Consider the following 17,582-nt stretch of genomic DNA (forward strand, 5'->3'; position numbering starts at 1 on the left):
CCTGTTCTTCGGTTGCGGCCGGTTAGCGATCGCTCGATCGGGTATGGGATAGCGGCGGCCCCGGCATCGGGGTTCGCCGCCCCACCAAGCCAACGGAAAGCGACATGACAAAGCCCGATAAAGACCCATTGAGCCGCGCTCAGGAGCTGGAGAACATCGTCGATCGGCTCGAGGAGAAGGTCGCCGGGGACCGCGAAGCCGAAGACGTCCCCGGCAAGCCCAGCGACCGGGAGCATGCCGCCGTCCGAGGTTCGGACAACGAGCCGCCGGACTAGCGAGTCATCCGCTCGGCAGATCTATGGCGTGAGCCTTCAGCGTCGCCAGCGTTTCCGGTGCCGGCCACTCGTTGGCTCGGTATCGCGCCGGGGTGATCCCCGCGACGGGCAGGATGCCCACCACGTCGACGACCGTGGCGAACGGCACGGTGAACTTGTCCGACACGTTCGACGGGTCGCCGACGAGGAGCGTCACGTAATCGGTGTGGGGCAGCTCCCAGGCCGGGCCCTGCCCCCACACCGTCGTGGTGCGCCGCCCCCACGGCGTGTCGATCACCTGGGCCTCGCCGACGTATTGCGGGAACAGTTCGCGCTCGTAATGCTGCCGCAGGTAGTCGGTCTGGTGTTGGTATTCCCTTGCGGCCAAGAGGCTTCGAGCCGCCAGGCCGTACCCGCGCAGCGGGTGCGGGCCGGCCTGATCGAACGGCACGATGATGGCGCCCGCAATGGTGTAGCCCTGCGGCGAGACGGGTTGTTCGGCCTCGAGGTACAGCTGCTCGGCGACCTCGAAGAGTTCGGCCACCTGGTCGGGGGCGTCGGTGCCCAGCACCAGCGATCCGTCCCCGGGGAAGAACACCAGCGGTCGTGGGCCGCCCGCTACCGCCAGCGAACCCAGCCACCCGGTGGCCAGAATCATCGAGTCGACATAGCTGGCACCGTCGGCGTCCTTCAACAGATACTTCTCGCCCGGTGTGAAGACCTGCTGACGCGCGGTCAGATTCTCCCGGGCCACCGCGAATGCCTGGTCGCCGGTAATGCCCCAGGCGCCGGTTTCGGCCGGCGTCACCATGGCCCGAACCGTGGGAAGGTCCACGACGACCATCTCGTTGATGTGCGGGAACACCGGACGGACCCAGGGCTGCGCCCCGTTGTTGACCAGCTGATTGGCGTAGCTTTGCGGCCGCAGCACCGGCCTCAGCAGGGGTTGGGCTTCGCCCCAATCCAGCGGCGGTGTCGACGATTGGTCGCTTGCCATGTCCACGGTGCGTGCTTCCTGCTCATGATCAGGGAACACGCACGATACACCGTGCGCCCCCCAAAACAAGTCACCCGATCGGTGGCCCGCGACCGGCGCCAATCACCCGGCCGGTGGCCCGAACCAGGCGGTGAGGGCATCACGCAGCGCCGGGTCGGTTCCCTCGCCGGTCCAGGCAACATATCCGTCCGGACGGATCAACACCGCCGTTGGGGCGCTCACCGTCCCCAGTGCCGGAAGTTCCCAATCCCCTTCGTGTTCCGCGTCGACCACACGCACCCGTCCCGCCCACGACGCGATGTCGATGCGCCCGGCCGAGCCGAAGTTGAGCAGGACGGGCCGGCCGTCCCGCAGGAGGGCAAACACCCGCAGCGGACCGTCGGCGGTGATCAGGTCCAGGTCGGGCATGCGGCGCCCCAGCAGCGGGTGCCCGTCCCCGAGGTCGTAGCGGATGCCCAGCCCGGACATCATCGCGGCGAACCGTTTGCGAGGCTCCTCCATGCCCAGCAGCTCGCCCATCGTTTCTCGCAGCGCCTCGGTGCCGTCGTCCGCACGAAGCAGCGCCAGCTGCGCGATCGAGTTGCGCAGCACCCGCGCGGCGATCGGGTGCCGTTCGGCGTGATAGGTGTCGAGGAGGCTGTCGCGTGACGTGTTGTTGACCACCTGGGCCAGCTTCCATCCCAGATTCACGGCATCCTGGACGCCGGTGTTCAGACCCTGCCCGCCCACCGGGTGATGGACGTGCGCGGCGTCGCCGGCAACCAGCACCCGTCGGACGCGATAGGACGCGGCCTGCCGGGCGGCATCGGTGAAGCGGGAAATCCAACGGGGACTGTGGATTCCGTAATCCGTCCCGTAGACGGCGACGAGCGCCCGGCTCGCATCGTGCACCGTGGGTTCGCCGGAGGTCCGAAGGCGCTTCTCGGTGACCATGATCCGCACCGGCCCGCCCTCCTCGGTGGTGGACAGGGCATGGACGCCGAGCGCGTCGCGGCGGATACCCCACGGCGGCGGCTGGTCATCTTCGTAGTCCATGTCCGCCTCGGCGAGCAGATAGCTCGTCGTGGCATCCCACCCCGGAAATTCGATGTCGGCTGCCTTGCGGACCACGCTGCGTCCGCCGTCGCACCCGACGAGATAGCCCGCCCGCATCACCCGGCCATCGGACAGGCCGACGTCGACGCCGCTGTCGTCCTGGGCGAGGGTGGCCACCTCTGTGCCGCGATAGATGCGCACGCCGAGTTCGCCGACCCACTCGGCCAGGATTCGTTCGATCTGGTTCTGCCACAGCGCCAGCCCGTACGGGTGGCGGGTGGGAAAGTCGCTGATGTCCAGCCGAATCTGGGCGAAACCCGCCACCTGCGCCACCTGTCCCTGCGACAAGAATCGATCGGCGATGCCGCGCTGATCGAGGACTTCGATGGTGCGGGCGTGCAGACCCCCGGCGCGCGATCCGATCAAATCCTGGTTGGCGCGCCGCTCGACGATCGCGACGTCGACGCCGGCCAAACCCAATTCGCCGGCGAGCATCAGGCCCGTGGGGCCACCTCCGGCGATGAGCACCGCATGCTCGACCTTCCCGCCCGAGCTCTGCGAAACAACCACGTCGATACCCCCCCTCTCCCGAATTTTGGTTTCGGACAGCGATTTTGCGACATCACCCCGGTCTTGCGGCAAGCCCCGGGGTGCGCTATAGGTTGAAAGTGGCGGGGAAAAACATTCAGCGACGATCGCGCACGGCGTCCATGGCGCGGTAGATCCGCTGCTCGCTGACCGGGCGCGGCGTGCCGAGCTGCTGGGCCCACAGGCTCACCCTGAGTTCCTCGATCTGGCGGGCGATATCGAGGACGTCGGGGGCCGTCCTCGCCGTTCGTGGCAGCTCACGCAGCAGTTCGTCGTAGGCGTCCTGCATGGCGTGCACCCGGTCCATCCGCTCCCGGTCGGCCTGGGCGCCGCGCGCCAGCCCGTCGAGCCGGCGACGGATCGCGAGCAGATAGCGGGTGAGATCGGCGAGGTGCGCCCGGCCGGTCGCGGTGACGAAGCCCGGCGGCAAGAGCCGGTCGAGCTGGGCGCGCACGTCCGCGATCGCCTCGGAGTGCGCGGGCGGCGGGTTGGCGGGCAGCAGGAGTCGCACGTCGTGGGCGGCGGCGAGCACCCGCTCGACCGCGCGGGCAATCTCGGCGGCCGTGGGCGCCAAGGTCTTTCCCAGGCGTTCTTGCAACGCGACGAACTCCCCCCGCGTCCACACCGGCGTCGGCATGAGGGTGTCGGCCGCGGCGTCGGCACAGTCCTCCAGCAGCGCGGACAGGTCGCCGTCGGGGTTGGTGCCCAGCGTCAGACGCGTGCGCGGGTCAAGTTGTCGCGCAATGGCTTTCACCGGGGACGCAACGCTGAGCCGGATCAATCGCCGAAGGCCGGGACCGATCGCCCGGTTCTGTTCGTCCGGCGTCGCCAACACGCGTAGGTCGACGGCGCCGCCGGTGTCGACGAACGCCGGAAGGCCTCGCACGGTGCGCCCCTGCACGGCGCGTTCGATGACGCGCGGCAGTTCGTCGAGATCGTCGGGCCAGTCGCGCAACCCGGTGCGCTCGAGCTCGCCCGCGACCGCGTGCGCCACCGCGCGGCGGGCCGGCGTCGTGAGTCGTTCCTGCAGCTCCTGCAGATCCTTGCCGCTGGCGACCTCGGCGCCGTCAGGGGACTCCACCGCGAACGTCACCCGCAGGTGCGGCGGCAGCTTGTCCAGGTCGAACGCCTCGACGGGCACCAAAACCCCGGTGCGACGGCGCAATTCGCGCTGCAACGCCGACAGCAGCGGCTCGCCGGCCGGCTCGATTGCGGCCAGCACCGCGCGTGCCGTGTCGGGGACGGGAACGAAGTTGCGGCGCAGGTCTTTCGGCAGTGAGCGGATGAGCGCGGTGACCAGTTCCTCGCGCAGCGCGGGCACCTGCCAGGCGAACTCGTCACCCCCCAGGCGCGCCAGCACGTCGATCGGGACGTGCACCGTGACCCCGTCGTCGGCGGCCCCCGGCTCGAACCGGTAGGTCAGCGGCAGCGCGGCGTCGCCCGTCCGCCAGGTGGTGGGCCGATCGGTGGCGGCGTTGTCGTCGGTGCGCAGCAGGTCGGCGCGGGTGAACGTCAGCAGGTCGGGTGTCTTGTGCCGCTGGCGTTTCCACCACGCGTCGAAATGCCGCGCCGAGACCACCTCGGTGGGAATGCGGGCGTCGTAGAGCGCGTAGACGTCGTCGTCGCCGACCAGCAGGTCGCGGCGGCGGGCACGCTCCTCGAGCTCCTCGAGCTCGGCGCACAGCCGGGCGTTGTCGCGAAAGAAGTGATGCCGGGTCTGCCACTCCCCTTCGACCAGGGCGTGCCGGATGAACAGCTCGCGCGCCACCACCGGCTCGATGCGGGCGTATCCGACGCGGCGGCGCGCCACCAGCGGCAGGCCATACAGCGTCACCCGCTCGTAGGCCATCACCTCGCCGCGCTTGGCGTCCCAATGCGGCTCGCTGTAGGTGCGGTGCACCAGGTCGCCGGCCACCCGCTCGACCACCTCCGGCTGGATGCGCGCGGCCGTGCGCCCATACAGCCGGCTGGTCTCGACCAGCTCCGCCACGACGACCCAGCGCGGCGGCCGTTTGGTGAGCACCGAGCCGGGCGCCAGCACGAAGTTTGCGTTACGCGCCCCCAGGTACTCGCGCGTGTCCTCGCGGCGCATGCCCACATGCGACAGCAACCCGGCGACCAACGCCGCGTGCACGCGGGCCGGATCGGCGGGCTCGCCGGCGGTGTCTTCGACGCCCAGGTCGCCGGCAATGCTGCGTAGCTGGCCGACCAGGTCCTGCCACTCGCGGATGCGCAGGTAGTGCAGGAATTCGGATCGGCACATCCGTCGAAACGCGCTGCCGGATAACGACTTCCGTTGTCCGCGGAGATAGTGCCACAAGTTGAGGTACGACATGAAGTCGGAGTGTTCGTCGGCGAAGCGGGCATGCTTTTCGCGGGCGGCTTCCTCGCGATCGCTCGGCCGTTCCCGCGGGTCCGGGATGCTCAGCGCCGCGGCCAACACCAGCATCTCCCGCACGCATCCTTCGGTCTCGGCCTGCAGGATCATCCGGCCCAGCCGTGGGTCGACCGGCAGCCGGGCAAGGCGGCGGCCGAGCTCGGTGATCGCGCCCTGGCCGTCGAACGCGCCGAGCTCGACCAGCAACTGGACGCCGTCGCGGACGCTGCGCCGGTCCGGCGGATCGAGGAACGGGAACTTTTCGATATCGCCGATTTGCAGCGCCGCCATCTGCAGCAGCACGGCGGCGAGGTTCGTCCGCAGGATCTCGGGCTCGGTGTAGCGCGGCCGGGCCGCGAAGTCCTGCTCGGAGTACAACCGGATGCACACGCCGGGCGCGACCCGGCCGCACCGGCCGGCCCGTTGGGCGGCGGAGGCCTGCGAGATGGGCTCGATCGGCAGCCGCTGCACCTTCAGGCGGCGGCTGTAGCGCGAGATCCGGGCGTTGCCAGGGTCGATGACGTAGCGGATTCCCGGCACGGTCAACGACGTCTCGGCGACGTTGGTCGCGAGCACGACGCGACGCCCGGTATGCGGCGCGAACACCTTTTGTTGCTCGGCGGTGGCCAGCCGGGCATACAGCGGAAGCACTTCGGTGTGGCCCGGGCCGTTCGTCAAAAACGTCAAAGCCTCTGCGGTGTCACGGATCTCGCGCTCACCCGAGAGAAAGACGAGGACATCGCCGGGCGGCTCGGCTTCGAGTTCACGGATGGCGTCGACGATAGCCTCGATCTCGTCGCGGGTCTCGGTGCGGACGATCTCGTGGTCCGGATCGTCGGGATCGTCCGTCGATGCGGAAGGCACGGCGACCTCCAGCGGCCGGTAACGCACCTCGACCGGATAGGTCCGCCCGGACACCTCTATGATCGGCGCATTGTCGAAATGCGCGGCGAAGCGCTGCGGCTCGATGGTCGCCGACGTGACGATCACCCTCAAATCGGGCCGGCGCGGCAACAACTCGCGCAGATAGCCGAGCAGAAAATCGATGTTGAGGCTGCGCTCGTGTGCCTCGTCGAGGATCAGGGTGTCATAGCGCAGCAGGCGGCGGTCGCGCTGGATCTCGGCGAGCAGGATTCCGTCGGTCATCAGCTTGATCAGGGTGCGGTCGCTGACCCGGTCGGTGAACCGCACGCTGTAGCCGACCGCCTCGCCCAGCGGGCTTGCCAGCTCGTCGGCGATGCGCTGGGCGACGGTGCGCGCGGCCAGCCGGCGGGGCTGGGTATGCCCGATGGTTCCGCGGATGCCGCGACCCGCCTCCAGGCAGATCTTGGGCAGCTGCGTGGTTTTGCCCGACCCGGTCTCCCCGGCGATCACCACCACCTGATTCCCGCGGATCGCGTCGGCGATTTCCTGCCGCCGTGCGCTGACCGGCAGGTCGGGGTAGGTGATCGTCGGGACGGCGGCCTGGCGGGCCGCGACGAGCGGCCGCGCCGCCGCGATCTCGTCGGCGAGCCGCCGCAGCTTCTCGGGCGTGGCGGCGCGGAGGTTCTTCAGGCGCCTGCCGATGCGGGCGGCGTCACGCAACGTCAGGCCGTCGAGTTGGTTGCGCAACTGCGCTGCAGACGGTTCGGCCACCCCGCACAGAATAGGCACCCGCCGCCGGTGGCGTCCCAAGCCCGGGTCGTCCAGCGCGGTTCACGGCGGCCCAATTCGGGTATGACCTGGCGAGCGCATCGAACGGGATGCGGGTGCGGGGGACGTGATCGGCGATGGTCGGTTGGTTAGACGAGCTGCAGCGACGGAATCGAACCGCGGGCGTGATCGTCGCCGTCATCTACAAATACAACGACGATCAGGGCGGCTACCTCGCCGCGCTGATCACCTACTACGCCCTGGTGTCCCTGTTTCCGCTGCTGCTGCTGTTGACCACCGCGCTGGGGGTCGTGCTGGCCGGCCGGCCCGATCTGCAGGCACAGGTGCTGCACAGCACGCTGAGCCAGTTCCCGGTCCTGGGCAGCCAGTTGCACCACCCCGAGGGGCTCAGCGGAGGCGCCGTCGGCGTGATCGTGGGCCTGCTCGGAGCGCTCTACGGCGGCCTGGGTGTGGGACAGGCGCTGCAGAACGCGATGGATTCCGTTTGGGCGGTGCCGAAACACAAGCGGCCCAACCCCATTCGGTCACGCCTGCGCAGCTTGCTGTTGCTGTTGGTGCTCGGCTCGGCGGCCATCGCGGCCACCGTGTTGGCCGCGGTCGGTCACGCCGCCGGCGCCGTCGGCATTCTCGAAACCGTCGGCCTCGCGCTCGCCGCCGTCGCGATCAACGCGTTGATCTGCCTAGTGGCTTTTCGCGTGACAACCGCGCGGGCACTGACGTACCGGCAGGTGTTGCCCGGGGCGGTCGCCGCGGCCTTCATCTGGCAGATGCTGCAGTGGTTCGGGGCGGGCTATGTCGCGCACACCGTGAAACGGGCCAGCGCCACCAACAGTGTGTTCGCACTGGTGTTGGGGGCGTTGGCCTTTCTGTTCCTCGCCTCGGTGGCGCTGGTGTTGTGCGCCGAGGTCAACGTCGTCTTGGTGGAAAAGCTGTACCCGCGCGCCCTGCTCAGCGCGTTCAGCGACGACGCGGACCTCACGCCGGCCGACCGCAGGACCTACACCAAGAAAGTCAAGGCCGAACGCGTCAAGGCCTTCGAGCGTGTCAGCGTGCGGTTCGACGACGTCAGGCGTCTCCCCGCGAAAGCCGTTGGGCGCCTTAGGGTTTCCGACGGCCCTCGCCGCTCCCGCACGCCGTGAGTAGGTTCGCCCCCGGCTTATTGGTGGGTCCTCGCGCCCGGCGCAATACTCTGCAGGCATGAGTCTGGTCACCTATGAGCTGCAAGATCACGTCGCCACCATCACGCTGAATCGCCCCGAGGCGCGCAACGCCATCAACGGCGCGCTGCGCCAGGACCTCAACGCCGCATGGGATCGATTCCGCGACGACCTGGACGCCTGGGTCGGGATCCTGACCGCCAACGGCAGCGTGTTCTGCGCGGGCGGCGACCTCAAGGACGGCGAAGGCTCCATCGGCACGTTCGGCGGCACCTTCTGGGAGAAACCGACGATCAACTCGTTCGAATCCGGCATGGAACTGTTCAAGCCGACCATCGCTGCCGTGCACGGTCCCTGCATCGGCTACGGGGTTACCGGGGTGTTGTTCTGCGACTTCGTCATCGCCAGTACCGAGGCCACGTTCTGTTTCCCCGAGGTCTCGATCGGGGTGCCCACCATCGTCGGGGCGATCCGGCTGCCGCAGCGGGTGGGCTGGGCCAACGCCATGGAACTGCTGTTGACCGGCAAGCCGATGAGCGCCGAGCGCGCCAAAGAGGTCGGCCTGGTCTGGAAGCTCGTCGAGCCCGACCGACTGCAGGCCGAGGCGCAGGCCTGGGCCCGCACCCTGACCGAGGCCGCCCCGTTGGCCCAGCGGGCGACCAAGGAGGTGGCCTGGCGGACCGCGGACATGGGCTGGATCGAGTCGGTGCGCTTCGGCGAGACGATGCGCAAGGTTGCCGGCGCGACCGAAGACGTGGCCGAGGGTATCCGGGCCTGGAGCGAGAAGCGCAAGCCGCAGTGGCGTGGCCGTTGACGTGCCACCGATGTCGCCGAACCGGCCACCGCCACCGTCGTCTTGGAGCATGTGTCAGGATTCGGGGATGAATGCACGCAGACTTGCTCGCTTCGTTTGTATCTCGACTGTGACGGCGTGGGCGCTGCTGAATGCACCCATCGGCGCCCCGACCGCCGCCGCCGATCCATGCTCGGACGTCTCGGTGGTCTTCGCCCGCGGCACCCACCAGGAGCCCGGCCTCGGCAACATCGGCCAGGCGTTCGTCGACTCGCTCACGTCGCAGCTCGGCGGGCGATCCGTCGACGTCTACGCCGTCAACTACCCGGCCAACGACGACTACCACAACAGCGCGAACGCAGGCGCGGACGACGCGGCCACCCACATCCAGGACACCGTGTCCAGCTGCCCGAACTCGCGGATCGTGCTCGGCGGGTACTCGCAGGGCTCGACGGTGATCGACCTCGCCACCAACGCGCTGCCCGCCTCGGCGGCCGGCCACGTCGCCGCCGTCGCCCTCTTCGGCGAGCCGTCCAGCGGCTTCTCCACCATGTTGTGGGGCGGCCAGCCGCTCCCCACGATCAACCCGGCGTACGGCGCCAAGACCATCAGCCTGTGCGCCCCCGACGACCCGATCTGCTCGGGTGGCGGCAACATCATCGCGCACGTCTCCTACATCGACGCCGGGATGACGGCCCAGGCCGCGACGTTCGCGGCCGACAAGGTCAACCAAGCCGCGCCCCGCGTCTGAGGCAGGTTCAGTCGTTCGCCCGCCGCTCTTGCCGTTCTTGCTTTTCGGCGGCCGCCAAATCCGCGACGCGATCCGCTTCGGCGCGCTTGTCGGCGGCCTCGCCTAGCTTGTCCTCGGCCTCATCGAGTTTGGCGGCGGAAGCCTTGGACGCGGCCCGCTCGGCGGCCTGAGTCCTGTTCTCCACCTGTCGTTTTGCCGATTCGACGGCGTCCTTCTGCTTGGCGGCCGCCTCGTCGACGCGCTGCTTTGCCGAGGCGCTGGCCTTCTGCGCCGACTGTGCCGCCTGCCGCTTGCGGTCCCCGGCGGCGTTGCGGGCCTCAGCGATCTCCTGAGCTGTTGCCGCCTGCGCTTGCTGGCGTTCCTCGATCGCCTCGTCACGAGCACCCGCCAACTCCGCGTCGGCCTGCTTTTTCCTGGTCGCCGCCGTCGCGTCCAGTTGTGCGGCACGTCCGAGCGCGTCGCTGCGTTCCACGAGCGCCGTCCCCCGCTCGACCAGCCGGGGATCGCCGAGCGCATTCCCGATAGTGCTGTCAAGCATCCCGAGCGAGCGCTCATAGAGCAGCCGCGCACGCGCTTCCGCTGGGATTCGGGTAACGACCCGATCTTCGATCAACTGCAGTGGGAACCGGGCGAGTTGGTAGTGAAACCGCAGAACCGCCAACGGTGCGTCGGATATTTTCATCGTTTTCTCCTGTACGTGGCCCGCCCTCAGGGCAGGTCGGCTTCGTCGGACACGTTCTGGGCATGGTGGCGAAGGCGATCGGCCTCCGCCTTTTCGTTGGCGGCCACCTGCACCGAGGTTTGGTGCTGCGCGGCGGCATCGACGACGTCCTCCGTCGCGTCACCGATTTCCTCGCGTTCGTCGGCCTTGGCCCGTTGGATTTGCTGTTGTGCGTCGAGCTCAGCCCGCGTTTGTTCCGTTGCGGCGGTCTGCTGCGCCGCGCGCTCGGCCGCGCGCTTCTGCGCGGCTTGTCGGGCTTCGATCGAATCCTCCGTAGCCACCGCGCTGGCGTTCGCCGCCAGGCGCTGTCGGGCGCCATCCGCCTTGGCTTCGGCCGCGTCATCCCGCGCTTGCTTGGCCTGGGCCTCGGCGACGGCCTCGGTTGCGTTCGCTTCTTTGCGCTCGTGCGCCTGGGTTTGCTCGAGCTGCCCTTCGGCGGTCAGCGAATCATTGCCCGTCACGGCGCCGACGACCTCTTTGGCTTTGCCCTTGACCGAATCGATCAGGCCCCTACGCGCCTCGTCTGCCTTGTCGTGCTTACTCATCGAAATTCTCCTTGCGGCGTTGGCCAAGAACGTTCGTTCACGCAGGGGGATTCCACGGACTCGGTCGCTCAAACACGACGTGAACCGCGTCACTGATCGCCAGGACGTAATCGCCGCGGTCGGCGGGCGTGAATTAACAACTGCCGCAACATCGTTCGTGGCGGAGGCGCCTTGCCATGCGCGAAAGAGCGGCAGGGCGATACTCTTGCCGGCAGGGCCGTCGCGTCCGACTCGACGGATGGGCACGTCAAATGGCGTCGAGGCGCGGTTGAAACCCATCGATTTGGGTAGGGTCGGCTGGCACGGGAGGGAAGGCATCATGCGAGGAGCCGTCATTTACGGCGCCGGCGACGTCCGTTTCGAGGACATCGCGGACCCCGAGATCGTCGCCCCCACCGACGCCATCGTCCGCACCACCGCCACGTGCGTGTGCGGCTCGGATCTCTGGGATTACCGCGGCATCAACCCCGTTCCCGAGCCCAAGCCGTTCGGTCACGAATACTGCGGCGTCGTCGAAGCCGTTGGCAGCGAGGTCACCTCGGTCAAGCCCGGCCAGTTCGTCATCGGATCCTTCTTCGCTTCCGACGGCACCTGCCCGAACTGCCGCAACGGAGTTCAAACGTCGTGTGTGCACGGGGTACTGATGAGCGGTTGCCAGGCGGAGGTGATCCGCATTCCGTGGGCGGACGGCAGCCTGGTGGCCCTCCCCGGCCAACCCGACGGCGAATCGATTCCGGACCTGCTGACCCTGTCGGACGTGATGGGGACCGGATGGTTTGCCGCCGAAGCGGCCAACGTCGCTCCCGGCATGACGGTGGCCGTCGTGGGGGACGGCGCGGTCGGCTTGTGCGCGGTGCTCGCCGCTCGCGAAAAGGGCGCCGAGCGGATCATCGCGATGAGCCGCCACGAGCCCCGGCAGAAGCTGGCGCGCGAGTTCGGCGCCACCGACATCGTCACCGAGCGCGGCGACGACGGTGTCGCCGTCATCAAGGACATGACCGAAGGCGTCGGCGCCGACGCCGTGCTCGAATGCGTGGGTACCGGCCAATCCATGCAGCAAGCCATCCAATCCGCCCGCCCAGGCGCCTTCGTCGGGTTCGTGGGGGTCCCCCACGACGTCAGCATCACCGGCGAGCAACTCTTCAGGAGTCAGGTCGGGCTCCGCGGCGGCCCCGCCCCGGTCCGGCACTTCCTGCCCGACCTGATCGAGTCGGTGCTCGACGGGCGAATCAATCCCGGCAAGGTCTTCGACCTGCATCTGCCGCTTGAACAAGTCGCCGAGGCCTACCGGGCCATGGATGAGCGGCGCGCCATCAAGGCCTTCCTGCAGCCCTGACCGGGCCCCGGCCGCGGCGGGCGGACATCGGCTACGGTCGACGGTATGTCCAAAGCCTCCGGTAACGACCGCATCGACGACGTCACCCCTGGCGACATCATCGCCGTTGATCGCGGCTCCGGCGCACAGCCCTACAAGGTCGTGTTCAAGGACCCCACCGATGCGGGATTTCTCGTCACGCTGGAAAGCGACCGCGGGGAGACCTTTCAGCTCGACCTGGCCGCCGGAACCACGGTGGAGAGGTCCCTCGAGGCGAAGTGGGAATCCGCGCAAAGTCCCACACCGAACTCCGACAACTGACGACGCCGGCGATTCCGGCTCCATGAACGCGGCGGACCGCACGAAAAGCCGTGGCCCGCAGCCTATTCGGTGACCGACCCGTCGGTCGGCCGCACCTTGTAGGCGGCATCACCGGACGGCGATCCGGTGTATGGGCCCTTCGCGTCACCGGCCCCGCGCCCGCGGTCGGTTTGGGCGGCCCGTGGGCGGGTACCGCAATGCCCCGACGGAGGGAGCGCGCGGTGAGTTATCTCGGCTTCGCGAAAAACCAAGTGTTGGGCGCGGTGAACAGGGTGATCGACAAGGTGCCGCGACGCGCCAAGGCGCAAACGGTCACGATCGCGTGCCCCGTCGAGCGGATCGAGCGTTTCTGGCGCGACCCCGACCAGTTGTCGGTGGTGCTCGGCGACGTCGCCGACGTCGAATCCGACGGACGGAATCGCTATCGCTGGCGGTCATCCGCGGCGCCTGACGTGACCTGGGATTCCACGCTGGTCGAGGAATCCGGCGGAATCCGCTTCGTCGGCAACGGAAACCAGATCGTCGTCAAATACCGGCCCGCCCCGGGCGAGCTGGGCACCGAGGTCACGCTGTGCGTCCAGGCGCCCGCGCCCGCGTTGCTGTCCGGCGCGGCGGCCTTCAAGGTCCTCTACCGGCTGCGCGCCTTGATGCAGACCGGCGAGGTGCCGACCATCCAGTCCAACCCCAGCGCACGCGAGTCCGCGCGCTAAGCGAAAGGCCCAACATGCGAGCACTGTGCTGGAACGGGGTCAACGATCTCTCGGTGGAGACGGTCGATGACCCGAAGATCCTGAATCCGCACGACGCGATCGTCGAAGTCCGCCTCACCACGACCTGCGGATCGGATCTGCACTTCATCGACGGCTACCTGCCGGGCATGCGGGCCGGCGACATCTTCGGCCACGAATTCATGGGCGTGGTGGCGGAAACGGGCGCCGAGGTGCGCGACACCAAGGTGGGCGACCGTGTGGTGGTCCCGTCGTTCATCGCCTGCAACCGCTGCTGGTATTGCGATCACGAGTTGTATTCGTGTTGCGACACCACCAATCCCAACGCCGAGCTGCAGCAGCCGTTGCTGGGCTATCCCTCCGGCGGCATCTACGGATACACCCATCCGTTCGGGGGCTACGCCGGATCCCACGCCCAATACGTCCGGGTGCCGTTCGCCGACGCGAATTGCTTTGTGATTCCCGGTGACATCGCCGACGAGCAGGCGCTGTTCTTGTCCGACGCGGTGCCGACGGGTTTCATGGGCGCCGATTTTTGTGACATCGCCGGTGGCGACACGGTCGCGGTCTGGGGAGCCGGCGGGGTGGGCTTGATGGCGGCCCGCAGCGCGCTGCTGTTGGGCGCCGAACGGGCCATCATCGTCGACCGCATACCCGAGCGGCTGGCCCTGGCGCGCAACGCCTTTGGCTTGGAAACGATCGACTATACCGCGGTCGACAGCGTGCACGAGACGCTTCGGGAGATGACCGGCGGCCGCGGCCCCGATGCGTGCATCGACGCCGTCGGCATGGAAGGTCACGGCACCGGCGTGCAGCAACTCTACGACCGGGCCAAGCAACTGCTGCGCATGGAGACCGACCGCGCCACCGCGCTGCGCCAGGCGATCCTGGCCTGCCGCAAGGGCGGAGTCGTGTCGGTGCTCGGGGTGTACGGGCTGACCGACAAATTCCCGACGGGTGTCCTGACCAACAAAGGCCTGACGCTGAAGACGGCGCAGCAACACGGACAACGCTACATAACCCGGCTTTTCGATTATGTCGAGCAGGGCGACCTCGACCCGGCGAAACTGATCACCCACGACGTGCCGCTCGAGGAGGGCGTGCGGGCCTACGACTTGTTCAAGAACAAGAAAGACAAGTGCATCCGGGTCGCGATGCGGCCGGGCGTATCAACCGTCACCGGCGGCGAAAGGAGCGCTGTCGACCATGACCGCGCAACCTCCCGATCCTGACCCCGCGCGAACCCCCGGACTCGAGCCGGGAGGAGGAACCGCACCGGGCGCTACTCCCCCGGCCGCGCCCCAAACATCCGGTGTGTCCGAGCCGCAACCGCCGAACACCCGGCGATTCACGCCCAGCTCGGTGCTCACAGTGATCGCCGTCGGCATCTTCGTCGTGGCGTTCATCGCGGTAGCGGTGCTGCTGGTGATGAAAATGGTTGGGGCGACAGGCTAGCGGGTCGGAAATGATGACGACATTTTCTGATTACCTCGGCCCCGGAGTGGGCATAGCCACATGCATGATCGACGGTTTGTCACAGCTGGACGGCTCATGACCATCGGGGCCGACGACGTTCGTCGGCTACTCGCCAGCCACGAGCAGGACGCCGCACTCGTGGTGGTCGAGGGGCGCGCCGCGGTCGTCACGCCGGAGGACCTGAACTCTGCCGAATATCGAGGCGCCCTGCAGGTCGCCACCCGCCAGGAATTGGTGCAGCGTATCGGGCGCGCGGAGCTATCCGACCGTGAGCTGGCCGAGCAGGCCGAAGACCTCGACACGGCGGTGCGCAATCTGGGCGGTTGATGCCACGGCTACGGCCGGATGCCGACCGGATCACCCACGCGGATAACGCCTTTGGTCACCACGGAGAGGTAGGCCCCCGCGCAGGCCTGCGCCCCGTGACCACCCGTGTTCAACCGGTTTTCCTTCGCGGGGATGCGAAGCGCTTGCGGGGCACGCGGCAGGGGGCCGTGTTCGAGCGTGGGAACCACGCACCGTGACGTGGCGGTCAGCACCCGCAGCCGCGCCTCACCGACGGTGATATCGCTTCCGACCCAATCATTTTCGGCGTACGGCGGATAGTCCGGTGGTGTCCCGATCACCAGATTCGGCCGGTACCGCAGCGCCTCCACACCGATGTGCTCGAGGGTTGCCGTGGTGATCGCGTGCAGCGGGGCTTCGTCGGTGAACGAGTCCCCCGGGGTGGCCTGGGCGATCCGCAGAATACGGCCGTCGACCTCGGCGTCGAGACCGAGTTCGAGCAGTTGCTCCGGATCGGGGCGGACCAGCGTGGCCCCCTCGGGCCGCTGGGCCACGAGTTGGACCCGTCGTCCGGTCAATCGGGAGATCAGCTCGTCGACACCGGGGTCGTCGAAGGCCACGTCCGTCCCATCGGGCAGTCTGATGCTCACGCCGTCGGCGCCCGCGTGGGCGGTGCACGTCAAGAGGTCCCGCCAGAGCCGTGGATTCTTGGCGCTGGCCACATGGCCGGTCTCGCCGTCCACGAGTGCGAGCCGCCGGTCGCCCTCGGCGCCACGCTCGTCGACCGCCAGGGCATCCACCGTTTCGCCGAGCATCGACTTCACCGGGTAGCGAAGCAGCGCCTCCACCCGCATCTGCACGGCACCGGGGCCGTTGCCGGTCGACGACGTGTCCATAGGCACCTTCACACTGTGCCCCAAATCGCAGGGCGTCACCACTTCTCACAACGCGGCAACGGAACCGCTGGGTCAGCCGGGGAGCAGGCGCTTCTTCTGCTCCTCGAATTCCTGCTGCGTGAGGATTCCGGCGTCGCGCAGCGAAGCCAGCTCGCGCAGCTCGGCGGCGATGCTCGTGATCGGTCCGCCCGCCGACACCTGCGGGGATGTTGCGGACTCGTCCGTCTTGTCCTTCTTGTTCGGGTCGCGCTTGTTCGGGTCGCGCGGGGATTTCGCCGTCTCGGCCCGGCTTCGCTCGCGACCCAACGCGCTCGTGCCGGCCATCGCGCGCCCGGCCATGCTCGCCACCGCCATCTCGCCGAACAGGCTTCCGGTGCCGCTGGGGGCGGCGGCGGCAGCGGCTTCCGCGGCGGCGCCGACGCTGGTCGCCGGCAGCGCCAGGGCCGCCGGTCTGATCGCCGGAGCGGCGGCCGTCCACCCGGGCGGTACCGACAGGCCGCCGACGGTATTGGCCTCCCCCAGCCCCGCTGACGCGAGAGTTCCGAATCCACCCGCCGGGTTCGTGATGACGGGGAATGGCGATGGCGGCACCGCGCCCGTCCCCGGGAAGGACTGCACCCCTGCCCAGCCGCTGACGATGTCATCGGTGTGGAAACCGGTCAGGGCACCGGCGATGTCGTAGGGAAGGGCAATCGTAGCCGCGGGTGCATCGACACCAAACGTGACCAAGGCGCCCGGCGCGTCCAGAAAATACGTGATGAGATCGGCACCCACGTCCAGGGCTTCCACCGGCGACGGGTCGGCGGCCAAGGCATTCGGCGCCATGGACGCTCGGCTCAGCATGTTGGGCACCGCCGAGAGTGATTGCTGCGTAACGGCATTGCGTGTGCTCCCGGCGGCCGTGCCGGTGGCCTGGACCACGGCTCCGGATTGGTCGGCGCCGGAGTTGGTGGTCTGATCGGGCTCGGCAAACGGTGTCAGCCTGGTCGCCGACGCCGTGGAACCCGCGTAGCCGAACATCGCCGCGGTATCGCGCGCCCACATCTCCGCATACTCGGTCTCGGTCGTGGCGATCGCCGGCGTGTTCTGGCCGAGGAAGTTCGTCGCGACGAGGGACGCCAGCAGGGTGCGGTTCGCCGTGATCACCGGGGGCGGCACCGTCTCGGCGAAGGCCGTCTCGTAGGCGAAGGCCGCGGCCCGGGCCTGGGTGGCGGCTTCTTCGGCCTGGGCGCCGGTGGTCCGCATCCACTCGAGATAGGGGGTGATCGCCGCGGTCATGGCGGCAGCCGACGGGCCGACCCACGGGCCGGAGGTGAGGGCGGTGATCTCCGCCTGGTACGAGTCCGCCGTCGACTGCAGCGCGGCGGCCAATTCGTCCCAGGCCATGGCGGCGGCCAGCATGGGTCCCGACCCCGGACCGGCGTACATCCGCGCGGAGTTGACCTCCGGCGGTAGTACTGCGAAGTCCACGTTCTCCTCCGATCGCTTTCATGGCCGCGAGGGCGCCGACGGCTCCGGTGCGCGTCGTATGGGGGTAGCCAGCCGAACAGCAAACAAATCGCATTCCTTCGGGCAGCGCCGGTACCGCGAAGGAAGGCGACCTAACGAGACCGTCCCGACTGCTGAGGGATCGGTCTCACACCTTCGCAAGTGTGGCCCAACGTTAACGAATACAGCGAAATTGTTGCGA

The 17,582-nt window shown here is 68.5% G+C and carries 17 protein-coding genes; 10 read left to right on the plus strand and 7 right to left on the minus strand.

The annotated features are described in order from the left end of the window. The first annotated feature begins 104 nt into the window (after positions 1–104). Entirely contained in the window at positions 105–275 is a 171-nt protein-coding gene (locus tag K883_RS27965; RefSeq protein WP_162832316.1) for a hypothetical protein, read from the plus strand. Positions 276–279: 4 nt separating this feature from the next. Here the strand turns inward: K883_RS27965 and K883_RS20490 are convergent, their stop codons facing one another. The 3 genes from K883_RS20490 to hrpA form a co-directional block, all read right to left on the minus strand. Next, positions 280–1,257 carry a DUF1444 domain-containing protein gene (locus K883_RS20490; RefSeq protein WP_020822513.1) on the minus strand — a complete coding sequence of 326 codons (978 nt, stop codon included), beginning with the start codon at positions 1,255–1,257 and terminating at the stop codon, positions 280–282. 96 nt (positions 1,258–1,353) lie between these two features. After that, on the minus strand, positions 1,354–2,856 hold the full coding sequence (locus tag K883_RS20495; protein WP_020822514.1) for an FAD-dependent monooxygenase: 1,503 nt from the start codon (positions 2,854–2,856) through the stop codon (positions 1,354–1,356). Between the two features lie 115 nt (positions 2,857–2,971). Continuing rightward, positions 2,972–6,886, minus strand: coding sequence for an ATP-dependent RNA helicase HrpA (gene hrpA / locus K883_RS20500; protein WP_020822515.1), 3,915 nt, complete (start codon positions 6,884–6,886; stop codon positions 2,972–2,974). A gap of 134 nt (positions 6,887–7,020) precedes the next feature. Here hrpA and K883_RS20505 point away from each other — a divergent pair, with 134 nt between their 5' ends. From K883_RS20505 to K883_RS20515, 3 genes are all read left to right on the plus strand, one after another. After that, positions 7,021–8,043, plus strand: coding sequence for a YhjD/YihY/BrkB family envelope integrity protein (locus K883_RS20505; RefSeq protein ID WP_020822517.1), 1,023 nt, complete (start codon positions 7,021–7,023; stop codon positions 8,041–8,043). A gap of 58 nt (positions 8,044–8,101) precedes the next feature. Next, positions 8,102–8,875 carry an enoyl-CoA hydratase/isomerase family protein gene (locus tag K883_RS20510; protein ID WP_020822518.1) on the plus strand — a complete coding sequence of 258 codons (774 nt, stop codon included), beginning with the start codon at positions 8,102–8,104 and terminating at the stop codon, positions 8,873–8,875. Positions 8,876–8,942: 67 nt separating this feature from the next. After that, the gene (locus K883_RS20515; RefSeq protein WP_179945111.1) at positions 8,943–9,605 is read left to right on the plus strand and encodes a cutinase family protein; all 663 of its coding nucleotides are present in this window, start codon (positions 8,943–8,945) and stop codon (positions 9,603–9,605) included. A gap of 7 nt (positions 9,606–9,612) precedes the next feature. Here the strand turns inward: K883_RS20515 and K883_RS20520 are convergent, their stop codons facing one another. Continuing rightward, positions 9,613–10,287: a hypothetical protein gene (locus K883_RS20520; protein ID WP_008256633.1), complete on the minus strand. Its 675-nt coding sequence runs from the start codon at positions 10,285–10,287 to the stop codon at positions 9,613–9,615. 26 nt (positions 10,288–10,313) lie between these two features. Then, positions 10,314–10,871 (minus strand): general stress protein CsbD, encoded by a 558-nt coding sequence (locus K883_RS20525; RefSeq protein ID WP_008256634.1) that lies wholly within the window; start codon positions 10,869–10,871, stop codon positions 10,314–10,316. A 319-nt stretch (positions 10,872–11,190) separates the two neighbouring features. Between K883_RS20525 and K883_RS20530 the strand changes: the two genes are divergently transcribed. From K883_RS20530 to K883_RS20550, 6 genes are all read left to right on the plus strand, one after another. Beyond that, positions 11,191–12,207, plus strand: a complete 1,017-nt coding sequence (locus tag K883_RS20530; protein WP_008256635.1) for a zinc-dependent alcohol dehydrogenase family protein — start codon at positions 11,191–11,193, stop codon at positions 12,205–12,207. Positions 12,208–12,252: 45 nt separating this feature from the next. Further along, the gene (locus K883_RS20535; RefSeq protein ID WP_020822521.1) at positions 12,253–12,507 is read left to right on the plus strand and encodes a hypothetical protein; all 255 of its coding nucleotides are present in this window, start codon (positions 12,253–12,255) and stop codon (positions 12,505–12,507) included. Between the two features lie 221 nt (positions 12,508–12,728). Beyond that, the gene (locus K883_RS20540) at positions 12,729–13,217 is read left to right on the plus strand and encodes an SRPBCC family protein (protein WP_020822522.1); all 489 of its coding nucleotides are present in this window, start codon (positions 12,729–12,731) and stop codon (positions 13,215–13,217) included. Positions 13,218–13,231: 14 nt separating this feature from the next. Beyond that, complete coding sequence (locus K883_RS20545) at positions 13,232–14,467, plus strand: zinc-dependent alcohol dehydrogenase (protein WP_020822523.1); 1,236 nt, start codon at positions 13,232–13,234, stop codon at positions 14,465–14,467. After that, positions 14,442–14,690 carry a DUF6480 family protein gene (locus tag K883_RS27655; RefSeq protein ID WP_134770564.1) on the plus strand — a complete coding sequence of 83 codons (249 nt, stop codon included), beginning with the start codon at positions 14,442–14,444 and terminating at the stop codon, positions 14,688–14,690. The genes K883_RS20545 and K883_RS27655 overlap by 26 nt, the downstream gene beginning before the upstream one ends. A gap of 96 nt (positions 14,691–14,786) precedes the next feature. Beyond that, positions 14,787–15,038, plus strand: a complete 252-nt coding sequence (locus K883_RS20550) for a hypothetical protein (RefSeq protein ID WP_014941939.1) — start codon at positions 14,787–14,789, stop codon at positions 15,036–15,038. A gap of 8 nt (positions 15,039–15,046) precedes the next feature. On the opposite strand, the gene K883_RS20555 is transcribed toward K883_RS20550, so the two are convergent. Both K883_RS20555 and K883_RS20560 read right to left on the minus strand, forming a co-directional pair. Next, complete coding sequence (locus K883_RS20555; RefSeq protein ID WP_020822524.1) at positions 15,047–15,892, minus strand: MOSC domain-containing protein; 846 nt, start codon at positions 15,890–15,892, stop codon at positions 15,047–15,049. A 72-nt stretch (positions 15,893–15,964) separates the two neighbouring features. Then, positions 15,965–17,362 carry a PPE family protein, SVP subgroup gene (locus K883_RS20560; RefSeq protein ID WP_020822525.1) on the minus strand — a complete coding sequence of 466 codons (1,398 nt, stop codon included), beginning with the start codon at positions 17,360–17,362 and terminating at the stop codon, positions 15,965–15,967. Positions 17,363–17,582: the final 220 nt, after the last annotated feature.

The sequence above is a fragment of the Mycobacterium sp. TKK-01-0059 genome (assembly GCF_000709305.1).
GTDB classification, from domain to species: Bacteria; Actinomycetota; Actinomycetes; order Mycobacteriales; family Mycobacteriaceae; genus Mycobacterium; species Mycobacterium intracellulare.

Excerpts from the sequence above, each read along its gene's own strand:
- K883_RS27965 (WP_162832316.1), top strand. The coding sequence starts at position 105 with ATGACAAAGCCCGATAAAGACCCATTGAGCCGCGCTCAGGAGCTGGAG.
- K883_RS20505 (WP_020822517.1), top strand. The coding sequence starts at position 7,021 with ATGGTCGGTTGGTTAGACGAGCTGCAGCGACGGAATCGAACCGCGGGC.
- K883_RS20510 (WP_020822518.1), top strand. The coding sequence starts at position 8,102 with ATGAGTCTGGTCACCTATGAGCTGCAAGATCACGTCGCCACCATCACG.
- K883_RS20515 (WP_179945111.1), top strand. The coding sequence starts at position 8,943 with ATGAATGCACGCAGACTTGCTCGCTTCGTTTGTATCTCGACTGTGACG.
- K883_RS20520 (WP_008256633.1), bottom strand. The coding sequence starts at position 10,287 with ATGAAAATATCCGACGCACCGTTGGCGGTTCTGCGGTTTCACTACCAA.
- K883_RS20525 (WP_008256634.1), bottom strand. The coding sequence starts at position 10,871 with ATGAGTAAGCACGACAAGGCAGACGAGGCGCGTAGGGGCCTGATCGAT.
- K883_RS20530 (WP_008256635.1), top strand. The coding sequence starts at position 11,191 with ATGCGAGGAGCCGTCATTTACGGCGCCGGCGACGTCCGTTTCGAGGAC.
- K883_RS20535 (WP_020822521.1), top strand. The coding sequence starts at position 12,253 with ATGTCCAAAGCCTCCGGTAACGACCGCATCGACGACGTCACCCCTGGC.
- K883_RS20545 (WP_020822523.1), top strand. The coding sequence starts at position 13,232 with ATGCGAGCACTGTGCTGGAACGGGGTCAACGATCTCTCGGTGGAGACG.
- K883_RS27655 (WP_134770564.1), top strand. The coding sequence starts at position 14,442 with ATGACCGCGCAACCTCCCGATCCTGACCCCGCGCGAACCCCCGGACTC.
- K883_RS20550 (WP_014941939.1), top strand. The coding sequence starts at position 14,787 with ATGACCATCGGGGCCGACGACGTTCGTCGGCTACTCGCCAGCCACGAG.
- K883_RS20555 (WP_020822524.1), bottom strand. The coding sequence starts at position 15,892 with ATGGACACGTCGTCGACCGGCAACGGCCCCGGTGCCGTGCAGATGCGG.